Consider the following 19,203-nt stretch of genomic DNA (forward strand, 5'->3'; position numbering starts at 1 on the left):
CATGGTTGGCGCTGCTTCTCCTTCGGAGCCGGGCAAGGTTGCTGCTGCCGCTTTCACGATTTCGCTGCAGCTTTGTGGCGCGGCCTTCCTGTTCCTCATCCTGAAGGCAGAGGGCACCTGGCAGGTGGTCGGGCTGCTGGTCCTTTTGGCCGCCGGTTTTTTCGCTCTCGAGAAGATGCCGTGGATCGCCGACTACGCGTCCGCCAGCATGGCGCGCGTACCGCTGTTTGCGATGGTCAGCGCTGTGGTCGTCGTCCTGGTGTTTCCGTTTGTCGTCGGCTCCAACACCTATATCCTGCATCTGCTGATCGTCGCCCAGCTCTACGCCGTGCTGGCGCTGGCGCTTAATTTCCAGCTGGGCAGCGCCAATATCCCGAATTTCGCGACCGGCGCGTCCTATGGCATCGGCGCTTATGTGTCGGCGCTGCTGGCGATCAATTTCGGCCTGAGTTTTTGGCTGACGCTACCTATCGCTGCCCTTGCGGCAACGCTGTTCGGCTTCATCATCGGTATCCCGTCGATGCGGACGCGCGATACCTATCTCGCGCTGGTCACCATCGCCTTCGGCGTCGTGGTGCAGCAGCTGCTCAACAATTTCGAGTTTACCGGCGGCCCCAACGGCCTTGTCGGAATTCCCGCGCCGAGCCTGTTCGGCCATTCCTTCGCCGACCCGCTTTATATCTTCGGCTGGAAGCTGCCGAGCCAGGCGAATTTCTACTATCTGGCGGCCGCGCTCGTGCTGCTCGCCATCGTCACCGCGCATCGGCTGCATGGCTCGCGCATCGGTCTTGCCTGGAACGCGCTGCGCGCCGACGAGATCGCGGCCAAAGCGCAAGGCATCAACGTCGCCTGGTTCAAGGTGCTGGCGTTTGCCGTGGACGCGTTTCTCGCCGCCTTCGCGGGCACGATCTACGCCTTCTACGTGTCCTACATCTCGCCGGACAATTTCACCTTCCTCGTCTCCGTCACCATCATGACCATGGTCATCGTCGGTGGCATGGACAATATCCTGGGGGTGATTATCGGCGCGTTCCTGTTGACGATCCTGCCCGAGAAACTGCGCGCCTTTGCCGACTACCGCCTGCTGTTCTTCGGCGTCGTGATCATCGGCTTCCTGATGATCCGTCCGCAGGGCCTCTTTCCGCAACGGATGCGCCGCTATGGGGGCAAGTCGTGAGTGTGCTGCTCAAGGTAGAAAACGCGACCATGCGCTTCGGCGGGCTGGTCGCGCTGAACGACGTCAGTTTCTCGCTCGACAAGGGCGCGGTGCTGGCGGTGATCGGTCCGAATGGTGCCGGCAAATCGACCCTCTTCAACGTCGTGACGGGCGTCTACAAGCCGACCTCGGGCAAGGTGATGCTGGACGGTTCCGACATCACCGGCCTGCCGACCTATGAGATCGTCGAACGCGGCATCGGCCGGACATTCCAGTCGTCGCGCCTGTTTTCGGATTTGAGCGTGCTAGACAATGTCATCATCGGCATGCACACGCGCACCACCACGGGCGTGCTCGACGCGCTGTTTCGTCCGGGCAAATCGCGGCGCGAAATGGCGGCGTGCGTGGAAAAGGCCGAGACCTTGCTCAAGGTAGGCTCCGGCGACTTGTTCGAACAGAGATACCGCCCGGCGGGCACGCTGGCCCAGGCCGACAGGCGGCGGCTCGAGATCGCTCGCGCTCTTGCCTCGCAGCCGAAACTGATCCTGCTTGACGAACCTTCGGTCGGCATGGACGACACGGAAACCGACGGGCTCATTGCGGATATCGCAAGGCTGCGGGCCGACGATCCGGAACTGTCGGTCATCCTCATCGAGCACGACATGCGCGTGGTGTCGGCATTCCCCGAACATGTCATGTGTATCGATTATGGCAGCCGGATCGCGGAAGGCAGTTTCGAGACCGTGCGTGCCGATCCGCGCGTGCAGGAAGCCTATCTCGGAAAGGCGGTTGCACATGCTTGAACTGAAAGACGTCGACACCGCCTACGGTGCTGTCCCGATGCTGCGCAATGTCGTCATGAGCGTGCGCGCCGGCGAACTGGTGTGCCTGCTTGGGCCGAACGGCGCGGGTAAGACGACAACCTTCATGACCGTCTGCGGCGTGGTACGGGCGCAGCGCGGCAAGGTCGAAGTCATGGGCAAGGACATGGCCCAGCTTGGCACCGAGAACCTTGCTGCGTTGGGCGTCGGCCTCGTGCCCGAAGGCCGCCGTCTGTTTCCGGGCCTGACCGTCATCGAAAACCTGCGCCTCGGCTATGACGCCGTGTCCGGCAAGGGGCCGAATTTCGAGCGCCAGCTCGACAAGATGTCGAACTTGTTTCCGCGCATCCGCGAGCGGCTGCGGCAGGTGGCCGGAACCCTGTCCGGCGGCGAGCAGGCGATGGTGGCGCTGGCCCGCGCGCTGATCGGAGAGCCAAAGCTGGTGATCATGGACGAGCCGTCGCTCGGGCTTTCGCCAAAGCTGATCGGCGAATATTTCGAAATTACCCAGGAAATCCACCGAGCCGGCACGACGATCCTTTTGATCGAGCAGAATGCCGAAATGGGCCTCGGCATAGCCGACCGTGGCTATGTGCTGGTTAAGGGGCGGGTGGCCCAGGAGGGCGCCGCCAAGGAGCTGTTGTCGTCCAAGGTCGCAAAGAGCCTGTATCTCTGACTGCGACACCGTCGAGTTCGCGTAGGGGTCGGCTTTTCCTAATCAGCACATCGGGTGAATTGAATTTATCCTCCGTAGCCGTTTGCTATCGTCGCATCCGACAATGAACGTGGAGGGGAATGTTATGACGATAAAAAACCGCATGCAGGCACTAGCCGGCGCGTGCGCAATCGGTCTTGCCTTGACCGTGTCAGCAAACGCCGATGGCAACTTATCGATCTACGCATGGGCCGATTCCATCGCGCCGGATGTGGTTGCCAAGTTCGAGAAGGAAAGCGGCATCAAGGTCACGGTCGATGCCTTTTCGTCCAACGAAGACCTGCTGACCAAGCTGCAGGCAGGGTCGTCCGGCTACGATATCGTCACGCCGTCCCAGCATTTCGTGAAGATCATGGTCGACAGCGGCCTGCTTGAGGACATCGGCGCGAGCGAGATGCCGGCCTTCCAGCAGATCCTGCCGGAATGGCAGAAGCCTTGGTGGGATCCGACCGGCAACTATTCCGTCCCGCTCGCCTTCGGCAATGCCGGCTATACGGTCAACCGCGATCTCTACAAGGGACCGGTCGATAGCTGGAAGACCTATTTCGAGCCCCCGGCGGAATTGCAGGGAAAGATCGCCAGCCTGGCGCAGGCCGACGAGGTGATCCCTGCGGCGCAGAATTATCTCGGCATCGAATATTGTAGCGAGGACCCGCAGAAGATGAAGCAGGTGCTTGATCTGCTGCTGGCGCAAAAACCCCATGTCGCGGTCTATTCCAGCGACAACATCGAAAACCGCATTGGCAGCGGCGAAGTCGCGATGCATTTCTGGTGGGACGGCAACACGATGCGCGTGCGCCGCAACGATAAGGCCAATGTCGAATACGCCATGCCGAAGGAAGGCCTTGTCGGCTGGCTGGATTCCTACGCCGTGGCGAAGGGTGCCCCCAACGTCGAAAACGCCAAGAAGTTCATCAACTTCATGGCCGAGCTGGAAAACGCCACGGAGCAGTACAACTACTACGGCCACTCCTCGCCGATGAAGATCGACGAGAGCAAGGCGCTCTACAACAAGGAAAATGCGCCGGAACTGTTCCCGACCGTGCCGGTCAAGATGGGCGAAGCCTGTTCGCCGGCGGCGCAGGAACTCGTCACCAAGGTCTGGACGCAGCTCCTCCAGTAGAAAAACTCTCTTGGCCGGGATGTACGCATCTCGGCCATTTTTGTCTCTTTTTTGCAGAAATGACCATGCCGCACGATAGCTATGACTATATCGTCGTCGGAGCCGGCTCGGCCGGCTGCGTCGTGGCCAACCGCCTGAGTGGGAACCCGTCCAACAGGGTGTGCCTGATCGAAGGCGGCGGCAGCGACAACAGCCTGCGTGTAAAAGTGCCGGCCGGCATCCTCTCGCTCTATGGCAACCCGAATTTCGACTATTGCCATGTCGGCGTTCCGCAGCCCCACCTCAACAATCGCAGGCTACCCGTCAACCGCGGCAAGGCGCTCGGTGGTTCGACGTCGATCAATTCGATGATCTACATTCGAGGTGCTGCGCGCGACTATGACGAATGGGCCGAACTCGGTTGCGCTGGCTGGGCGTATAATGACGTGCTGCCCGTATTCAAAAAGCTTGAACGCAATCTGCTCGGGCAGGACCCGCGCTATCACGGGACGAGCGGCGAACTGCTGGTCGACAACCCGCGCGATCCGAATGTGTTGTCGACGATGTTCATCAAGGCTGGCGGCAACGCCGGTCTTCCGCCGAACAAGGATTTCAATGCCGGTAGCCAGTTCGGTCTTGGCATCTACAATGTCACGCAGGATCGCGGTCAGCGCTTCAGCAGCTATACCGCCTTCATCCGAAACCTGAACCGCGCCAACCTTACAGTCCTCAGCAAATGCGAAGTGATCGATCTCGTCGTGACCGCCGGCAGAGCGATAGGCGTGCGCGTGCGAGAGAACGGCCGGACAAGGACGCTTGCCGCCTCGGCGGAAATCGTGCTTTCGGCAGGCAGCATCGCCTCGCCCAAAATCCTGATGAGTTCCGGTATCGGCCCGGCCACCGAATTGCGGCAGATCGGGATCGAGCCGGTTCTCGATCTTCCGGGCGTGGGCAAGAACCTGCAGGATCATGTTGACGGCATGATCACCGTGCGCTCGTCGAGCAACAAGACGCTCGGCCTGTCAGCGCCCAATCTGTCGAGCATGGTGGCCGCACCCTTCCAGTATTTCATGCGCCGCAAGGGAATGCTGACGACGAACTACGTCGAGGCGGGCGGCTTCGCCAAAACGAAATATGCCGATGGCGTGCCGGATATCCAATTTCACTTCGTGCCAGGCTATCGCAGCCATCGCGGCAGGCTGATCGAATACGGCCATGGTTATGCGATTCACACCTGCGTGCTGCGGCCGAAAAGCGTCGGCGAAATCCGGCTGTCGCAAGACGCGCGCCGGGATGTGTTGATCGATCATCGCTTCTTCTCCGACGCGCACGATGCCAAGGTGCTGGTCGAAGGCATCAAGATCGCGCGAAAAATCTTTGCCTCGCCCGAATATGACGGGGTTCGCGGCGTGGAAATGCTTCCGGGCAAGGATGTTCGCAGCGACGATGAAATTCTTGCCTATCTGCGGGCCGAGGCGCTGACGGTCTATCACCCTGTCGGCACCTGCAAGATGGGCACGGACGGCATGGCCGTCGTCGATCCCGGCACCTTGAAGGTGCGCGGCATTGATGGCCTGCGTGTTGCGGATGCCTCCGTCATGCCGACCCTGATCGGCGGCAACACCAACGCGCCCAGCATGATGATCGGCCAACGCGCCTCGGATATGATCCTCAACGCGTAAGGCGCATCGACGCCGCGCCCGAAGCCGGTGGCTTCGCTTAATCCGCCGCCAGCGCCGTCACTTCACGCCGGAAGGGCAGGGCATCGCCGATATCCGGCGCGTCTAGTTCGCGTGCGAAGCGATGGCCGGCATAGGTCGCCCAGGCGATCGGGCCAGGGGCTTCCGCATCGCCGATCACTTTGATCGAGCGGATGCCATTGTCCAGCCACTCGTCCTTGCGGGCCTTGAGGTCCCGCCATACGCCATCGTCCTGGTCGCGCGAGGTCACCAGCACGACCGCATCGGCGGCCATGTTCTGCTCCATGCCGGTATAGCTGCAGGCGGTCGTTACGCCGGTCGCCTCGATGCGGGTGACGGCTCGATTGAGCACGATTTCGACGCCTATTTCGATGAGGTGGCGGTGGATGGTGGCTTGCTCGAGCGTGTTGCGGGTCCAGTCCGACACATAGGCGGACGGCGTCACCAGCGTCACCTTCACCCCCTGCCTGACCATCAGTTCGGCCAGCACGCCGCCCATGTAATAATGGTCGTCGTCGAACAGGACGACATTGCCGGTCGGCACTTTGCCCGCCATCAGATCGTCCGGCGTGTAGATCGGCATCGCCGCATCCATCGGCATCGACACGACATGGGCGCGCGCCACGCCGTCACGCCGCCAGGTCGAGCCGGTGGCGATCGCCACATTGTCGAAGCCGAAGCCAAGGATGTCGTCGGCGGAGAGCCGGCTGTCGAAATAGATATCGACATTGGGCATCTGGCTGATCTGATACTGGCGGTAATCGCGCACGCGCCCCCATGCGGAAAGCCCCGGCAGGCGGCATTCGCGCGCCACGCGTCCGCCAAGCTCGGTTCCCGCCTCGGCAAGCGCTACTTTGTAACCGCGTGCGCCAAGAGCCCGTGCCGCCTCCAGCCCGGCAGGGCCGGCGCCGACGATCAGTATGCTCTCGCTTTCACCCTTGGCCTGCATCCGCTCCGGGTGCCAGCCCTTGCGCCATTCCTCCATGAAGGTCGGGTTCTGCGTGCAGCGCGAGATCGACATGGTCATGTCGCCGGTGATGCAGATGTTGCAACCGATGCATTCGCGGATGTCCTCGATGCGGCCTTCCTCGATTTTCCGGGGCAGGAACGGGTCGGCAATCGAGGGTCTGGCGCAGCCGATGAAGTCGAGCGTGCCGGACTTGATCATCTTCACCATCACGTCGGGCGAGGTGAAGCGGCCGACGCCGACGACCGGCTTCGAGGTCAGCTTCTTGATGCCGGCGACAAGGCTTTCCTGCGCGGCCTCTTCCTTGAAGCGCGACGGCCCGGAGCAGTCCTCCCATGCGCCATGGGCAAGATCCCAGAGATCGGGCAGGTCGGCGTGCATCTCGATCATGTCGCGCACTTCCGAATTGGCGAAGCCGAGTTCGCCGATCATTTCGTCCAACGACAGCCGCAGCGTCAGGCCGCAGGTGTCGCCGATGGCGTCGCGCCCTTCCTCGATCAGTTCGCGCATCAGCCGCGAGCGGTTTTCCAGCGAGCCGCCATATTCATCGGTGCGCTGGTTGGTGGCGGTCGATAGGAAATGCTGGATGATGCCGAAGCCATGCGCGCCGTACAGGCAGACGAGGTCGAAGCCCGCCTGCTTGGCGCGCTTGAAGGCGTTGCGGTGCCAGCGGCGCAGGTCGCGTATGTCCTGCTTGTCCATGGCGCGCGCCTGCACCGGGTCGTTGGTGAATGTGCGGATCGGCAGCGCGGACGGCCCGCGCGGCACTTCCTTGGTGTAGAGATTGGGTCCGTTGATGCCGGAATAGGCAAGCTGAACGCCGGCCAGCGCACCATACTCGCGCATGCCCTTGGCCATCTTGGCCAGCATCGGAATATCGGCGTCGTCCCACAGCCGGAGTTCGATGAAGGGCGTGATCTCCGAGGTGTGGTGCATCTCGGTCTGCTCGGTGAAGATGACACCCCAGCCGCCTTCCGACTTGACGCGGCGCATTTCGGCAGCCGCGGAGGGGTCGCGATAGCCGCCGCCATTGCAATGCGGCACCTGATAGAAGCGGTTCTTGGCCGTCACCGGACCGATCTTCATCGGCTCGAACAGGATGTCGTAACGTGGATCGCGCATCTAAGTCCCCTCCGACGACCGCATCCCGTTGCAGCGATGGGCCGTCCGTCAGTCTTAAGTCTAAGCGCAAGTTGGAAAATTACTGATTTCTTCTTCACCGATTAGGAACTGCCTAACCGGCCTCGTAAATTCGCAATGGCCGATGCAGGGCTGAGCCAAATGAAACTTCAATGCAGTCGGCATAGGGTGCTATCAAGCGGCAAAGTAATGAGGCGAATTTTGTAATGGACAGCATAGAAATCCTTGAAAAGCTGATCGCGTTCCCAACCGTGAGCCGGGACTCAAATCTCGGCCTCATCGATTATGTGACGGAACTTCTGGGAGCGCACGGCATAGAATGCCAGATCATCCGCAGCGACGATGGCCACAAGGCCAACCTCTTTGCCACCGTCGGCCCGGCCGGCATCCCCGGCATCATGCTGTCAGGCCACACCGACGTGGTGCCGGTTGATGGCCAGGACTGGACGCTGCCGCCTTTCGCGATGACCGAGCGCGACGGCAAGCTTTACGGACGAGGTGCTGCCGACATGAAGGGTTTTGTCGCCTGCGCGATCAGGACCTGTGTCGCGGCATCAACGATGCCGTTGAAGACGCCCCTGCACCTTGCGCTTTCCTATGACGAGGAGATCGGCTGCATCGGCGTGCGAAGCCTGGTCGAGATGCTGCGCGCCGCGCCGCATCAGCCTTTGTTGGGCATCGTCGGCGAACCGACCGGCATGCAGGTCGCAACCGGCCACAAGGGCAAGATCGGCGCCCGCGCCTTCTGCAAGGGCCGCGAGGGCCATTCCGCGCTGGCGCCATTGGCGCTCAACGCCATTCATCTGGGGTGCGATTTCGTCGCTGCCCTACGCGCCGAGCAGGACAGACTGGCCAAGGACGGCGCGCGCGACGGCGACTACGACATTCCCTATACGACCGTTCATGTCGGCAAGTTCAATGCCGGCGTGGCGCTGAACATTGTTCCCAATCTGTGCCAGATCGATTTCGAAATCCGCAACATCGCGGCCGACAATCCCGACGAAATCCTCGACCGGCTCAAAGGCGAGGCCGCGCGCATCGCGGTGCAGGCCGCCTCCACCGCGCCGGAGGCGGCGATCGATATCGAGATTTTCAATACCTATCCGGGTCTCGACACGCCCGCCGCCTCGCAGGCGGTCGCCTTCGTCAAATCGCTGATCGGAGCAAACGGCACGATCAAGGTTGCGTTCGGCACGGAAGGCGGGCTGTTCAGCCGTGATATCGGCACGCCGACGGTGGTCTGCGGGCCGGGCTCGATGGCGCAGGGGCACAAGCCGGATGAATTCGTCAGCATCGAACAGCTGCGCCGTTGCGACGAGATGTTGGAAAAGCTGCTGAACCGACTGACCGAAGTTGCGCCGCTGGCGCTGTGACGTCTATTCCGCCACGCGTTCGGTGCCGAAGACACCTTGCTCGACGACAAAACGCTGGCAATGTTCGATGAAAGCCTGCACCGTCTGCGTTCGATGCTCGGCCTGCGGCAACGCCACCCCAAGGGTGAGTGGGCGCAGGTCGCCGGCCAGGGGAACGAAGGCCATCGGCTTGCCATCAGGGGCCAGCGTGTTGAGCGGCCGCATATTGGCAATGCCGTAGCCGAAACCGTTCGCCACCATGGTGCGCATGACCGCGATATCGGCTGTCCGCTCGGCGATATTGGGCCGGATGCCGCGCTGGTGGAACGCCGACAGGAAATATTCCCGGCTGAACGGCAGGTCGAGCAGGACCATGGGCTCGTCTGCCAGTTCCTCGGGCGTAATCACCGCCTTGCCGGCAAATTTATGGTCGTGCGGTAGCATCACATAGGCCGGAACGAGAATCAGCGGCTCGAAGGTCAGGTCCTGCGAGAGTTCCAGATCATAGGTCAGCGCGACATCGATCTCGCCGCGCTGGAGCATTTCCAGCAACTGGCTTTGATTGCGCTCGAATTGCCTGACCCGCACGTCGGGGCAAGCACGTTCGAACTTCATGCGCAGCGACGGCAGCATGATTTGCGCGAAGGTCGATAGGCAACCGATGGCCAGCGGCCCGCGCACCTTCTCGGCGAGGTCGCCGGCAATGTCGTGCAGCGCATCGGCGCTGTTGAGGAAGCGCGAGGCTTCTTTCAGAAAGACCCGGCCGCCGGAGGTGAGCGAGAGGCCGTGCGAATGCTTGCGTACGAAAAGCTGCACGCCGAATTCGGCTTCCAATTGTGCGATGGAGGCCGAAATCGACGGCGGCGATACGTTGACCAGTTCGGCGGCCTTGGCAATGGAGCCGGCTTCGCCCACGGCAACGAAATATTCAAGCTGTCTGAGCGTAAAGCGTAGGGGCATGGACAGCTATGTCACCCGTTTGAACGTTTAGATCAAGCCTACGTACCGCTCAGTACTTGATCCAGGTCGTTTTGAGCGCGGTATATTTGTCGAACGCATGCAGCGACAGGTCGCGACCGAAGCCGGACTGCTTGAAACCGCCGAACGGCGTCATCGGGCTTAAGGCATCGACTGTGTTGACCGAAACCGTGCCGACGCGCAGCCGGCCGGAAATGCGCAGCGCCCGCGACAGGTCGTTTGTCCACAGCGATGCCGCCAGCCCGTAAATGCTGTCATTGGCGATACGGACCGCTTCTTCCTCGTCATCGAACGGAATGATCGACAGGACAGGCCCGAAGATTTCGTCGCGTGACAGCGGATCACTATGCGAGACATTGTCGAATATGGTCGGTTGCACGAAGCTGCCACGCCCGTCGACGCTGACCAGTTCGCCGCCGGCGACAAGCCGCGCCGATTTCTTGCCCGCCTCAATGAAGCGCATGACATTGGCCGCATGGTTGGCATCGACCATTGCGCCCATCTTCGAGGCCGGGTCGAGCGGGTCTCCCGGCTGCATCACTGCTGCGCGCGCGACGAGCTTTTCCACCAGCGCATCCTTGATATCGCGCTGCACGAGCAGGCGCGAATTGGCCGAGCAGACTTCGCCCTGGTTGAAGAAGATGCCGAAGGCGGCCATGTCGGCGGCGGCATCGAGATCGGAACAGTCGGCAAACACGAGGTTAGGGCTCTTGCCGCCCGTCTCCAGCCAGACCTGCTTCATGTTCGACTGGCCGGAATATTGCAGGAACAGCTTGCCGACGGCGGTCGAGCCGGTGAAGGCAAGGCAATCCACGTCCATATGACGCCCGAGTGCTTGCCCCGCCGTTTCGCCGAGGCCGGGAACCACGTTGAGCACGCCGGCGGGCAGGCCCGCTTCCATCGCCAGTTCCGCCAGGCGCAATGCCGAGAGCGGCGACTGTTCGGCCGGCTTCAGGACGACCGAATTGCCGGCCGCCAGTGCGGGGGCGCATTTCCATGTCGCCATGTCGAGCGGGAAATTCCACGGCACCACCGCGCCGACAACGCCGAGCGGCTCGCGCCGCACCAGAACGAGGTCGCCTTCGGCGGACGGCGCCACTTCGTCATAGACCTTGTCGATGGCCTCGCCATACCACTGGAAGATGGCGGCCGCTCCGGGCACATCGACCGTGGCGGCATCGTTGACCAGCTTGCCCATGTCAAGCGATTCGAGCAGGGCAAGTTCGTGCAGGTTTTCCCGCAGCAGATTGGCCAGCCGCAACAGCACTTCCTTGCGGTGCGCCGGGCTGGAGCGCGACCAGACGCCGGATTCGAAGCTGCGCCGCGCCGCCGCGACGGCAATGTCGATATCCTCTTCGCCGCAGGAGGCGATCTGGGCCAGCGTTTCCCCGGTCGCGGGGTTGACGGTGGCAAAGGTCCGGCCGGAGCGCGCCGGCACTGTGTTGCCGTCGATGAACGCCTTGTCGCGAAAACGGAGCGCCGCCGCCTTGGCGATCCAGTCCTTGTTGCTGAGTTCGGTCATCGCGGGCTCCTGCCGTGGTCGGTTATTCGTCGCCCGGAACGCCGTAGCTCGGGGCTTCGGACGGATCGAGGGCGCGTGTCACATAGGCGTCGAGCTGGGGCTTGTAGAGGTCCCACAGCGCGGCCAGTTCCTCGATCGGACAGGCTTCGGTCCAGTCGCAGCGCAAATCGGCCACCGGCCAGGCGACATCGCGCACCAGCTTCATGCCGGCCGAACGAACCGGCCCGGCCTCGCCGCCGGCCCTCAAGGCTGCCCGCATCGTCGCGATGATGCGGTCGCCGAGGTGCCCTTCTGAGGCGAGGAAAGCGTTGACCATCGCCTGCGGCACGCCGTCATTGGCCAGGAGATTGCCGCCACAGGCAACGTCGGTTGCCCGCGCTTCGGACCAGGTGCCGAGCGCCCTGGGGCCGGAATGGATGGCGGTGATGCCGTTCGCATCGACGGCCAGAACCTGCCGGTAGTCGATATGAGTGCCGGTCCGCTTCAAGATGGCGATCGTTTCGGTAGCGGATGCTCCGCGCGCCATCAGTTCGAGCCCGCGCGTGCCGAGCGTCGGATCGGTGATGTTCTGGCTGGCGACCGCGCCGACGCCGGCCTGCGCATAGGCGCAACGCGCCGCAACGGCGGGCGACGAAGACGACACCGCGACCCCGAACATGCCTGTTTTCGCGCAGCGCGCGACAACGGAGAAGGTCATGGCGCTCAGTCCGGAATGACGGCGGTGCCGTCGATCTCGACCAGCCAGTCCGGTCGCGCCAGAGCGGAGACGACCAGGCCGGTCGAAACCGGATGCACGCCCTTGATATATTCGCCCATGGTCCGGTAGACCGCTTCGCGATGGCGGACGTCGGTGACATAGACCACCACCTTCACCAGATGCTCCATGGTGCCGCCGCACTCTTCGATGAGCTGCTTGATATTCTGCATGACCTTGTGGGTCTGCTCGACCGGGTCGTGGCTGTCGATGTTCTTGGCGGTGTCGAGATCCTGCGGGCACTGGCCGCGCAGATAGATGGTCTTGCCGCCCTGCGTGACAACCGCCTGACACAGATCGTTGTCGAGCTTCTGCTCGGGATAGGTGTCCTTGGTGTTGAATTTGCGAATTCGGGTATGCGCCATCTAGGTCTCCATCAGGTCGGGCTCGAAGTCCTCAGCGGACCCGCGCTTCTCGGTAAATATTCACGGCGTGGGCAAGCTTCGAAAGAAGTGTCTTTCTCATCCTTGCTAAGGACGTTCCTAATCAGGATTTAGAGGCCCGCGCAGGGTGTTTTTCAGATTGGGGCGTGGGCAATCATACGCCCACGCCAGCCGATTGCCGTTCGCTACGCCTCCTGGGGCTCGCGGTGTGCGGCCACATGATATTCCAGATATTTGCGCTGGGTGGCAATGTGGTCCGCGACGTGCCTTGCGTCGTGCCAGACACCCCAGATGAAGCTGGAACCCCTGCGCGATTGCCACGGCAGGCCCAGGAAATAGATGCCGCGTTCGGCCGAGACACCGCGCTGGTGCTTCGGTTTTCCCTTTTCATCGAGCACATCCAGCTTCAGCCAGCTGTAATCGGCGCTGAATCCCGTCGCCCATATGACGGAGGTGATGCCGGCCTCGGCCAGGTTCAGGTCGAGAATGGGATCGGCCACGCACGGCGCGTCCGGTTCGACCTTGCGCGCCTCGGGCTCTTCCGGAAGGTCGAGGCCGTTGCGGGCGATATAGGCGTCGGCCTCGTCCAGCAGCGACATGTAATTGGCATCACCGCGCCCGATATTGTCGCGGAGGTCGGGTGCGAAGACCAGAGCGCCGTCCTTGTAGGCTTCGGTGCGGCCGACCAGCGTCATGCCCTGATTGGCGAGACGCCGGAAATCGATCGTGCTGCCGCCGCGCGCGCCGCTGACCGCGATGGTGACATGTTCCGTGCCGGGCGTCGGGGCTACGGCGTCCCACTTGCCGAGAACACCGAGCCACCAGCAGAAGTCACGCTCGCGATAGGCGCGGGGAGGGCGGTCGTGCGGGCCGACCGACAGATAGACGCGCTTGCCCGAACGCAGCAGTTCATCCGCGATCTGCACGCCCGACGAACCCGCGCCGATCACCAGCACCGCGCCCTCCGGCATCTGGCCGGGATTGCGATAGGCGCTGGAATGAATCTGCAGCAGGCCTGCATCTTCGGGAATGACGGCCGGGACGATAGGGCGCTGGAAAGGGCCGGTGGCGGCAACCACATTGTTGGCCTCAATGACGCCTTCCGAGGTTTCGACACGGAAGCCGGGCCGGCCGACATGGCGCTCCACCGACTTCACCTCGACGCTGCAGCGAATGGGCGCGGCGATCATGTCGGCATAGGCGACAAAATAGTCCGCGACCTTGTCCTTGGCGACAAAGGCGTCGGGACCGGCACCCGGAAACTCCATGCCCGGAAAGCGGTCGTGCCAGGCGGGGCCGTTGGCGACCAGCGAATCCCATCGCTCCGAGCGCCAGCGTTCGGCGATGCGGTTCCGCTCAAGAACAAGATGAGGCACGCCGCAGTTGCTCAAGTGCTCGCTCATAGCCACCCCCGCCTGGCCCGCGCCAACAACGAGGGTGTCTATCTTTTCAACTGCCATTTCTGCGTCCTTTTCTGGCTATCCGGGAGGCTCTCGGATGCGACGGAGGTTCTGATCGCTGGTTTACTGGAGGGGCAGGGTTCGGAAAATTACGATTTCACGTGGCAATGGTTAGCTTGTCCCTAAATGCTGGGAGAGGGCGCTGGCGACTAGAAGTGCGGGGCGTAGTGTTCCGGGATCATCGCATGTGCGACAAAGCGACTGGTTGAAAAAGAGGGTTTTGTTGCAACGGCTTACTGGAAGCGCAAGAGGCCTGATCCGAGGCCATTTATGCGGCAAGAATTGCGAACTGTTCGGCCAGGGAAGGATTCGGATTGAAGGCGTATCTCGCGCCTGTCGCTTGCGCATCATGTGGACCATCTCGATGCCGGACAGAGTGATCGCGGCTGATGCCTGCGACAGCGCCAATAGTCAAAGCTGAACCAGGCTTCTCCAGAAAGTACTGGTCGGGGACCTCATCGAACTCGAGCCCTTGCAGGGTAAGCGTTAATCGTGGGAGCCTTGATCCTGCTGCTGATGCCAACCAACCTGATGCTCGGAACCTACAAAATCTTCGCCATCCTGTCCTATACGCTGTTCAACCGGGGGCTAGCCTCCCATGCCACGCCATCGAAAGACGCCGCGCCTTTGAACCTGCCGTCCTGCCTCTATCGAGGCTTTGATCGTCCGATTGTTGTTGTCCGCTTCACACGATATCAGAATTAGCTTGGCAATTTTGCGCTGGCCTGTTTGTTGAGGCGGGGGCAAACGCTGCATTGGAATCGCGCCGAATGACGAATCCAGCACTTTTCGCGGGCAGCCTGATCGTCTTGGCGCTCGCTCTCACGGGATGCGACGACACGACATCGAGTCGATCTGCAACAAGCACGGACAGTTCCGTTGAGGTTGGCGTGGTGACACTCACCAGCCAGTCCGTAAAGCTCACCAGCGAGCTTCCCGGCCGCGTCCTGGCCTCTGCAACCGCCGAGATCCGCCCACAGGTAGACGGGATCGTGAGAAAGCAGGTCTTCAAGGAAGGTTCCGAGGTCAAGGAAGGCGACGTCCTCTACGAACTGGATGCCGCGAAATTCAAGGCCGCACATGACGCCGCCGCCGCCGCTTTGCAGGGAGCACAAGCGGCTCAGGCCGGCGCGCAGGCCAAATTCGACCGAACAGAACAACTGGTGACGTCCAGGACGGCCAGCGCTCAGAGCCTTGACGACGCCAGGGCAGAACTTCTCCAGGCGAAGGCCAATGTTGCGTCCGCTCAAGCGGCGGTCGAGACGGCGCAGATCAATGTCGACAATACCGTCATCAAGGCCCCGATCCCCGGCAGGATCGGAACTTCCGCGGTCAGCGTTGGATCGCTGGTCACGGCAAACCAGACGGACGCGCTTGCGACGATCCGCCAGATCGATCCGGTCAATGTCGATCTGGTCGACAGCAGCGCCAACCTTTTGAGGCTTCGTGCGCAAGCGCAGGCAGGCACGATCGGCAGGGATGAGCAAGGCCCGCCCAAGGTGACGCTTGTCCTGGAAGACGGTTCTACCTACAGCGAGACCGGAAAGCTCTCGCTGGCGGAACTCGTCGTCAGCCAGACGACGGGCAGTTTCTCGTTGCGCGCGGTCTTTGCCAATCCTCACCGCATCCTCAGGCCCGGCATGTTCGTGCGCGCCACCGTCGCCATTGGCAGCACGCCCGGCGCGTTTCTGGTTCCGCAACGCGCCGTCACCCGCAACGAAGCTGGAAAGGCCACGGCATACTTCGTGACCGATGACAACAAGGCCAAGATGAGAATACTCACGGCGGGGCGCGCAGTCGGCAATGACTGGCTTGTCACGGCAGGTGTCGCCGACGGTGACAGACTGATCGTCGACGGTCTTCAGATGATTTCGGATGGAAAGGCTGTCACGCCGGTCGACGTCACAATCGATAAGGACGGCGTCGTCAAGCAAACGATCGGCAATCCCGGAAACGCCGACGCCAAGGCGCCAGCGAAGAGCGCGCCACAATGAGCATGACCGCCCAATCCGGGCCTTCGGCATCGGCGCCCAGGGCCTCGCTCGCGAATTTCTTCATCGCCCGCCCGATTTTCGCGATCGTACTTGCGATAGCGACGATGCTCGCTGGCGTCATGGGCATCTATTCGCTGCCGATCTCGCAGTATCCCGAGATCGCGCCGACGACGGTTCGCGTCAGCGCATCCTATCCCGGCGCCACCGCAGAAGCGGTCGAGAACTCCGTGACTGCGGAGATTGAATCAGCCATGACCGGGCTCGACGACCTGCTGTACATGGAATCGTCCTCCAGCACCGGATCGGCTTCGGTAACGCTGACCTTCGGAAATTCAGTCGATGCCGACATCGTTCAGGTCGATGTCCAAAACAAGCTTTCCCCCGTGCTTCGGCGGCTTCCGGAATCCGTCCAGCGCGAAGGCGTGCGCGTGTCGCGTTCCTCCTCGGAAATATTGATGATCGGCAACATCATTTCGACCGATCGGAAATACACCACCTTCGAACTCTCCGACATCATGTCGAACCAGATCGAAGACATCATCGAACGTGTCGAAGGTGTCGGCGGTCTGCAGGCTTTCGGGACCGGCTACGCCATGCGCATCTGGCTCGACCCGCTGGCACTGCAGCAATTTCAGCTAACCCCTAACGACGTCACCGCCGCCATCAAGGTCCAGAATGTCCAGGTTACGGCGGGCGCCATCGGTGCCTCGCCGACCGTGCCAGGCCAGCAATTGAAGGCCAACATCACCGCCCAGAGCCAATTGAAGACGGCCGACGAATTCGGAGCCATCATCCTGAAATTCGCCCAGGATGGATCTACCGTGCGACTGCGTGACGTAGCCCGCGTCGAACTCGGTCTTAACTCCTATGGGCGGACCTCCACCTTCAACGGGCTGCCGGCCGCCGGCTTCGGCGTGCAACTGGCAAGCGGCGCCAACGCGATCACGACCGCCAACGCTGTTCATGCCGAGTTCGACCGGCTGGCCAATATTCTGCCGCCCGGCGTGGAGATCGCCTACTCCTACGAAACGACACCCTTCGTCAGGCTGTCGATCGAGAAGGTGGTGGCGACACTGATCGAGGCCATCGTACTTGTATTTCTGGTGCTGCTTTTATTCCTGCAGAACTGGCGCGCGACGCTGATCCCCATGATCGCCGTACCGGTGGTCCTGCTCGGCACCTTCGGCATGCTGGCCGTGCTTGGCTATTCCATCAACATGCTGACCATGTTCGCGATGGTCCTTGCCATTGGCCTTCTGGTGGACGACGCCATCGTCGTTGTCGAGAACGTCGAGCGCATCATGACCGACGAAGGTCTGCCTGCGCGCGAGGCGACCCAGAAATCGATGGGCGAGATCACCGGTGCGCTGATCGGCATCGCGCTTGTGCTCACCGCCGTGTTCATTCCATGGCCTTCTTCTCCGGCTCCGTCGGCGTCATCTACCGGCAATTCTCGGTCACTATCGCGACCGCCATGGTCCTCTCCGTACTGACGGCCGTCATCCTTACGCCTGCGCTCTGCGCGCTCATGCTGAAGCCGACAGGGCATGGCGCCGGCAGATCGAAGTGGTTCGGCTGGTTCAATCGCGGCTTCGCCAGCACGACCAATGGTTACGTCCGTTCTGTCACCTATCTGGTGTTGCGTCCATTTCGCATGCTCATCCTGTTCGTCGTTATCCTCGCCGGCGCCTATTATCTTTACACACAACTGCCGGAATCCTTTGTGCCTGTCGAGGATCAGGGCGTTCTGACCACCCAGATTTCGCTGCCCTCAGGCGCCAATGCGGCACGGACGCAAGCCGTCATCGACATCGTCGAGAACTATTATCTCCGGCACGAAGGTGACGCGGTTCAAAGTGTCTTTACCAACCTCGGTTTTGGCTATGGTGGTGGCGGCGAAAATGCGGCCTCGGCGTTTGTGCGGCTGAAAGACTTCGACCAGCGCACCGATCCGCGGCTGTCCGCCGCCGCTGTCGCGCAACGCGCCACGGCCTACTTCCGTCAGATCCGCGATGCGCAGGTGTATGTGCTGGCGCCTCCGGCCATCCGTGGACTCGGCCAGTCGGACGGCTTCTCCATGTATCTGGCAGATACGGGAAACCAAGGCCGCGTCGCACTGATGGCGGCAAGCAACCAACTTGCCGACGAGGCCGGGAAAAGCCCGAACATCGACAATGTGCGCGGCAACACCAAAACGCTGGAGAGCCAGCTTGAAATCAATATCGATCAGGAAAAGGCGGGCGCGCTGGGCGTCGATCTCGCGGGCGCAAACGCGCTGATCGGAACCGTCTTCGCTGGAAGCTACGTCAACGACTTCATCCAGAACGGAGAGATCAAATCTGTCTATGTGCAGGCTGATGCCCCCTACCGTATGCAGCCCGACGATCTCAATGGCTGGTACGCCAGGAATTCGGCCGGAGAGATGGTGCCTTTCTCGGCGTTCGCGACGACCAAGTGGACGCAAGGGTCGCCGTCGCTCGCCCGCTTCAACGGCACGGCGGCAATCTCGATGCAGGGAACGGCAGCAGCAGGTGCAAGCTCCGGCGACGTAATGAGCGAAATGGAGGGGCTGGTCGCCAATCTGCCCGGCGGCTATGGTTCCGACTGGACCGGACTGTCCTATCAGGAGCGCCTCGCAGGTTCTCAGGCCGTCCTGCTTTACGCCATCTCGATCCTCGTCGTGTTCCTGTGCCTGGCCGCGCTCTATGAAAGCTGGTCGATCCCGTTTTCGGTCATTCTGGCTATTCCAGTCGGGATTTTCGGCGCCGTACTTGCGACATGGCTGTTCGACCAGGACAATGACGTCTACTTCAAGGTCGGAATGCTCACCACCATGGGCCTCGCCGCGAAAAACGCCATCTTGATTGTTGAGTTCGCCAAAGATTTGCGGGCGCAGGGCAAGAGCGTGATCGAGGCCGTTGGAGAGGCCGCACGTCTCAGGTTGCGTCCTATTATCATGACGTCCCTCGCTTTCACGCTCGGCGTCTTGCCGCTGGCCATCTCGACCGGTGCCGGATCGGGTGCTCAGAACGCCATCGGCATCAGCGTTCTGGGTGGCATGATCGCGGCGACGGCTCTGGGTATCTTCTTCGTCCCAGTGTTCTTTGTGATGGTGGCGAAGCTTGCGCCCCGCGGCTCGTGAGGCGGCAAGTAACGTAG

At 61.8% G+C, this 19,203-nt stretch carries 14 protein-coding genes and 2 pseudogenes; 9 read left to right on the top strand and 7 right to left on the bottom strand.

The features are described from left to right. Position 1 precedes the first annotated feature (1 nt). The 5 genes from ACX3P0_RS16365 (at position 2) to ACX3P0_RS16385 (ending at position 5,476) form a co-directional block, all read left to right on the top strand. On the top strand, positions 2 to 1,177 hold the full coding sequence (locus tag ACX3P0_RS16365; RefSeq protein WP_459090062.1) for a branched-chain amino acid ABC transporter permease: 1,176 nt from the start codon (positions 2 to 4) through the stop codon (positions 1,175 to 1,177). Further along, the gene (locus ACX3P0_RS16370) at positions 1,174 to 1,959 is read left to right on the top strand and encodes an ABC transporter ATP-binding protein (RefSeq protein ID WP_459090064.1); all 786 of its coding nucleotides are present in this window, start codon (positions 1,174 to 1,176) and stop codon (positions 1,957 to 1,959) included. Before ACX3P0_RS16365 ends, ACX3P0_RS16370 begins: the two co-directional genes overlap by 4 nt. After that, positions 1,952 to 2,653 carry an ABC transporter ATP-binding protein gene (locus ACX3P0_RS16375; protein WP_459090066.1) on the top strand — a complete coding sequence of 234 codons (702 nt, stop codon included), beginning with the start codon at positions 1,952 to 1,954 and terminating at the stop codon, positions 2,651 to 2,653. Before ACX3P0_RS16370 ends, ACX3P0_RS16375 begins: the two co-directional genes overlap by 8 nt. 124 nt (positions 2,654 to 2,777) lie before the next feature. Beyond that, positions 2,778 to 3,815 (top strand): extracellular solute-binding protein, encoded by a 1,038-nt coding sequence (locus ACX3P0_RS16380; RefSeq protein WP_459090068.1) that lies wholly within the window; start codon positions 2,778 to 2,780, stop codon positions 3,813 to 3,815. Positions 3,816 to 3,880: 65 nt separating this feature from the next. Continuing rightward, positions 3,881 to 5,476, top strand: a complete 1,596-nt coding sequence (locus ACX3P0_RS16385; RefSeq protein ID WP_459090070.1) for a GMC family oxidoreductase — start codon at positions 3,881 to 3,883, stop codon at positions 5,474 to 5,476. Between the two features lie 37 nt (positions 5,477 to 5,513). On the opposite strand, the gene ACX3P0_RS16390 is transcribed toward ACX3P0_RS16385, so the two are convergent. Continuing rightward, the gene (locus ACX3P0_RS16390; protein WP_459090072.1) at positions 5,514 to 7,583 is read right to left on the bottom strand and encodes an oxidoreductase; all 2,070 of its coding nucleotides are present in this window, start codon (positions 7,581 to 7,583) and stop codon (positions 5,514 to 5,516) included. Between the two features lie 224 nt (positions 7,584 to 7,807). On the opposite strand from ACX3P0_RS16390, the gene argE reads away from it, so the two are divergent. Beyond that, entirely contained in the window at positions 7,808 to 8,974 is a 1,167-nt protein-coding gene (gene argE / locus ACX3P0_RS16395; protein WP_459090074.1) for an acetylornithine deacetylase, read from the top strand. 3 nt (positions 8,975 to 8,977) lie between these two features. Here argE and ACX3P0_RS16400 read toward each other — a convergent pair whose 3' ends face one another. The 6 genes and pseudogenes from ACX3P0_RS16400 to ACX3P0_RS16425 form a co-directional block, all read right to left on the bottom strand. Then, entirely contained in the window at positions 8,978 to 9,913 is a 936-nt protein-coding gene (locus ACX3P0_RS16400) for a LysR family transcriptional regulator (RefSeq protein WP_459090076.1), read from the bottom strand. 49 nt (positions 9,914 to 9,962) lie between these two features. Continuing rightward, positions 9,963 to 11,453, bottom strand: a complete 1,491-nt coding sequence (locus ACX3P0_RS16405) for an aldehyde dehydrogenase (protein WP_459090078.1) — start codon at positions 11,451 to 11,453, stop codon at positions 9,963 to 9,965. A 22-nt stretch (positions 11,454 to 11,475) separates the two neighbouring features. Beyond that, positions 11,476 to 12,150 carry a DUF1028 domain-containing protein gene (locus ACX3P0_RS16410; protein WP_459090080.1) on the bottom strand — a complete coding sequence of 225 codons (675 nt, stop codon included), beginning with the start codon at positions 12,148 to 12,150 and terminating at the stop codon, positions 11,476 to 11,478. Between the two features lie 5 nt (positions 12,151 to 12,155). Beyond that, entirely contained in the window at positions 12,156 to 12,572 is a 417-nt protein-coding gene (locus ACX3P0_RS16415) for a RidA family protein (protein ID WP_459090082.1), read from the bottom strand. A gap of 203 nt (positions 12,573 to 12,775) precedes the next feature. Next, positions 12,776 to 14,050 carry a flavin-containing monooxygenase gene (locus ACX3P0_RS16420; RefSeq protein ID WP_459090084.1) on the bottom strand — a complete coding sequence of 425 codons (1,275 nt, stop codon included), beginning with the start codon at positions 14,048 to 14,050 and terminating at the stop codon, positions 12,776 to 12,778. A gap of 268 nt (positions 14,051 to 14,318) precedes the next feature. After that, positions 14,319 to 14,449, bottom strand: a pseudogene (locus ACX3P0_RS16425) (IS6 family transposase); the annotation flags it as partial. A 93-nt stretch (positions 14,450 to 14,542) separates the two neighbouring features. Here ACX3P0_RS16425 and ACX3P0_RS16430 point away from each other — a divergent pair. The 3 genes and pseudogenes from ACX3P0_RS16430 (at position 14,543) to ACX3P0_RS16440 (ending at position 19,186) form a co-directional block, all read left to right on the top strand. Next, positions 14,543 to 14,755: a hypothetical protein gene (locus ACX3P0_RS16430; protein ID WP_459090086.1), complete on the top strand. Its 213-nt coding sequence runs from the start codon at positions 14,543 to 14,545 to the stop codon at positions 14,753 to 14,755. Positions 14,756 to 14,820: 65 nt separating this feature from the next. Then, positions 14,821 to 16,044, top strand: a complete 1,224-nt coding sequence (locus ACX3P0_RS16435) for an efflux RND transporter periplasmic adaptor subunit (RefSeq protein WP_459090088.1) — start codon at positions 14,821 to 14,823, stop codon at positions 16,042 to 16,044. A 2-nt stretch (positions 16,045 to 16,046) separates the two neighbouring features. Next, positions 16,047 to 19,186 (top strand): annotated as a pseudogene (locus ACX3P0_RS16440) (efflux RND transporter permease subunit). The last annotated feature ends 17 nt before the right edge of the window (positions 19,187 to 19,203 follow it).

It is taken from the genome of Mesorhizobium sp. A556 (assembly GCF_054489545.1).

Bases quoted from the DNA above. Each gene is read 5' to 3' on its own strand.
- ACX3P0_RS16365 (WP_459090062.1), top strand. From the start codon at position 2: ATGGTTGGCGCTGCTTCTCCTTCGGAGCCGGGCAAGGTTGCTGCTGCC.
- ACX3P0_RS16375 (WP_459090066.1), top strand. From the start codon at position 1,952: ATGCTTGAACTGAAAGACGTCGACACCGCCTACGGTGCTGTCCCGATG.
- ACX3P0_RS16380 (WP_459090068.1), top strand. From the start codon at position 2,778: ATGACGATAAAAAACCGCATGCAGGCACTAGCCGGCGCGTGCGCAATC.
- ACX3P0_RS16385 (WP_459090070.1), top strand. From the start codon at position 3,881: ATGCCGCACGATAGCTATGACTATATCGTCGTCGGAGCCGGCTCGGCC.
- ACX3P0_RS16390 (WP_459090072.1), bottom strand. From the start codon at position 7,583: ATGCGCGATCCACGTTACGACATCCTGTTCGAGCCGATGAAGATCGGT.
- argE (WP_459090074.1), top strand. From the start codon at position 7,808: ATGGACAGCATAGAAATCCTTGAAAAGCTGATCGCGTTCCCAACCGTG.
- ACX3P0_RS16400 (WP_459090076.1), bottom strand. From the start codon at position 9,913: ATGCCCCTACGCTTTACGCTCAGACAGCTTGAATATTTCGTTGCCGTG.
- ACX3P0_RS16405 (WP_459090078.1), bottom strand. From the start codon at position 11,453: ATGACCGAACTCAGCAACAAGGACTGGATCGCCAAGGCGGCGGCGCTC.
- ACX3P0_RS16410 (WP_459090080.1), bottom strand. From the start codon at position 12,150: ATGACCTTCTCCGTTGTCGCGCGCTGCGCGAAAACAGGCATGTTCGGG.
- ACX3P0_RS16415 (WP_459090082.1), bottom strand. From the start codon at position 12,572: ATGGCGCATACCCGAATTCGCAAATTCAACACCAAGGACACCTATCCC.
- ACX3P0_RS16420 (WP_459090084.1), bottom strand. From the start codon at position 14,050: ATGGCAGTTGAAAAGATAGACACCCTCGTTGTTGGCGCGGGCCAGGCG.
- ACX3P0_RS16435 (WP_459090088.1), top strand. From the start codon at position 14,821: ATGACGAATCCAGCACTTTTCGCGGGCAGCCTGATCGTCTTGGCGCTC.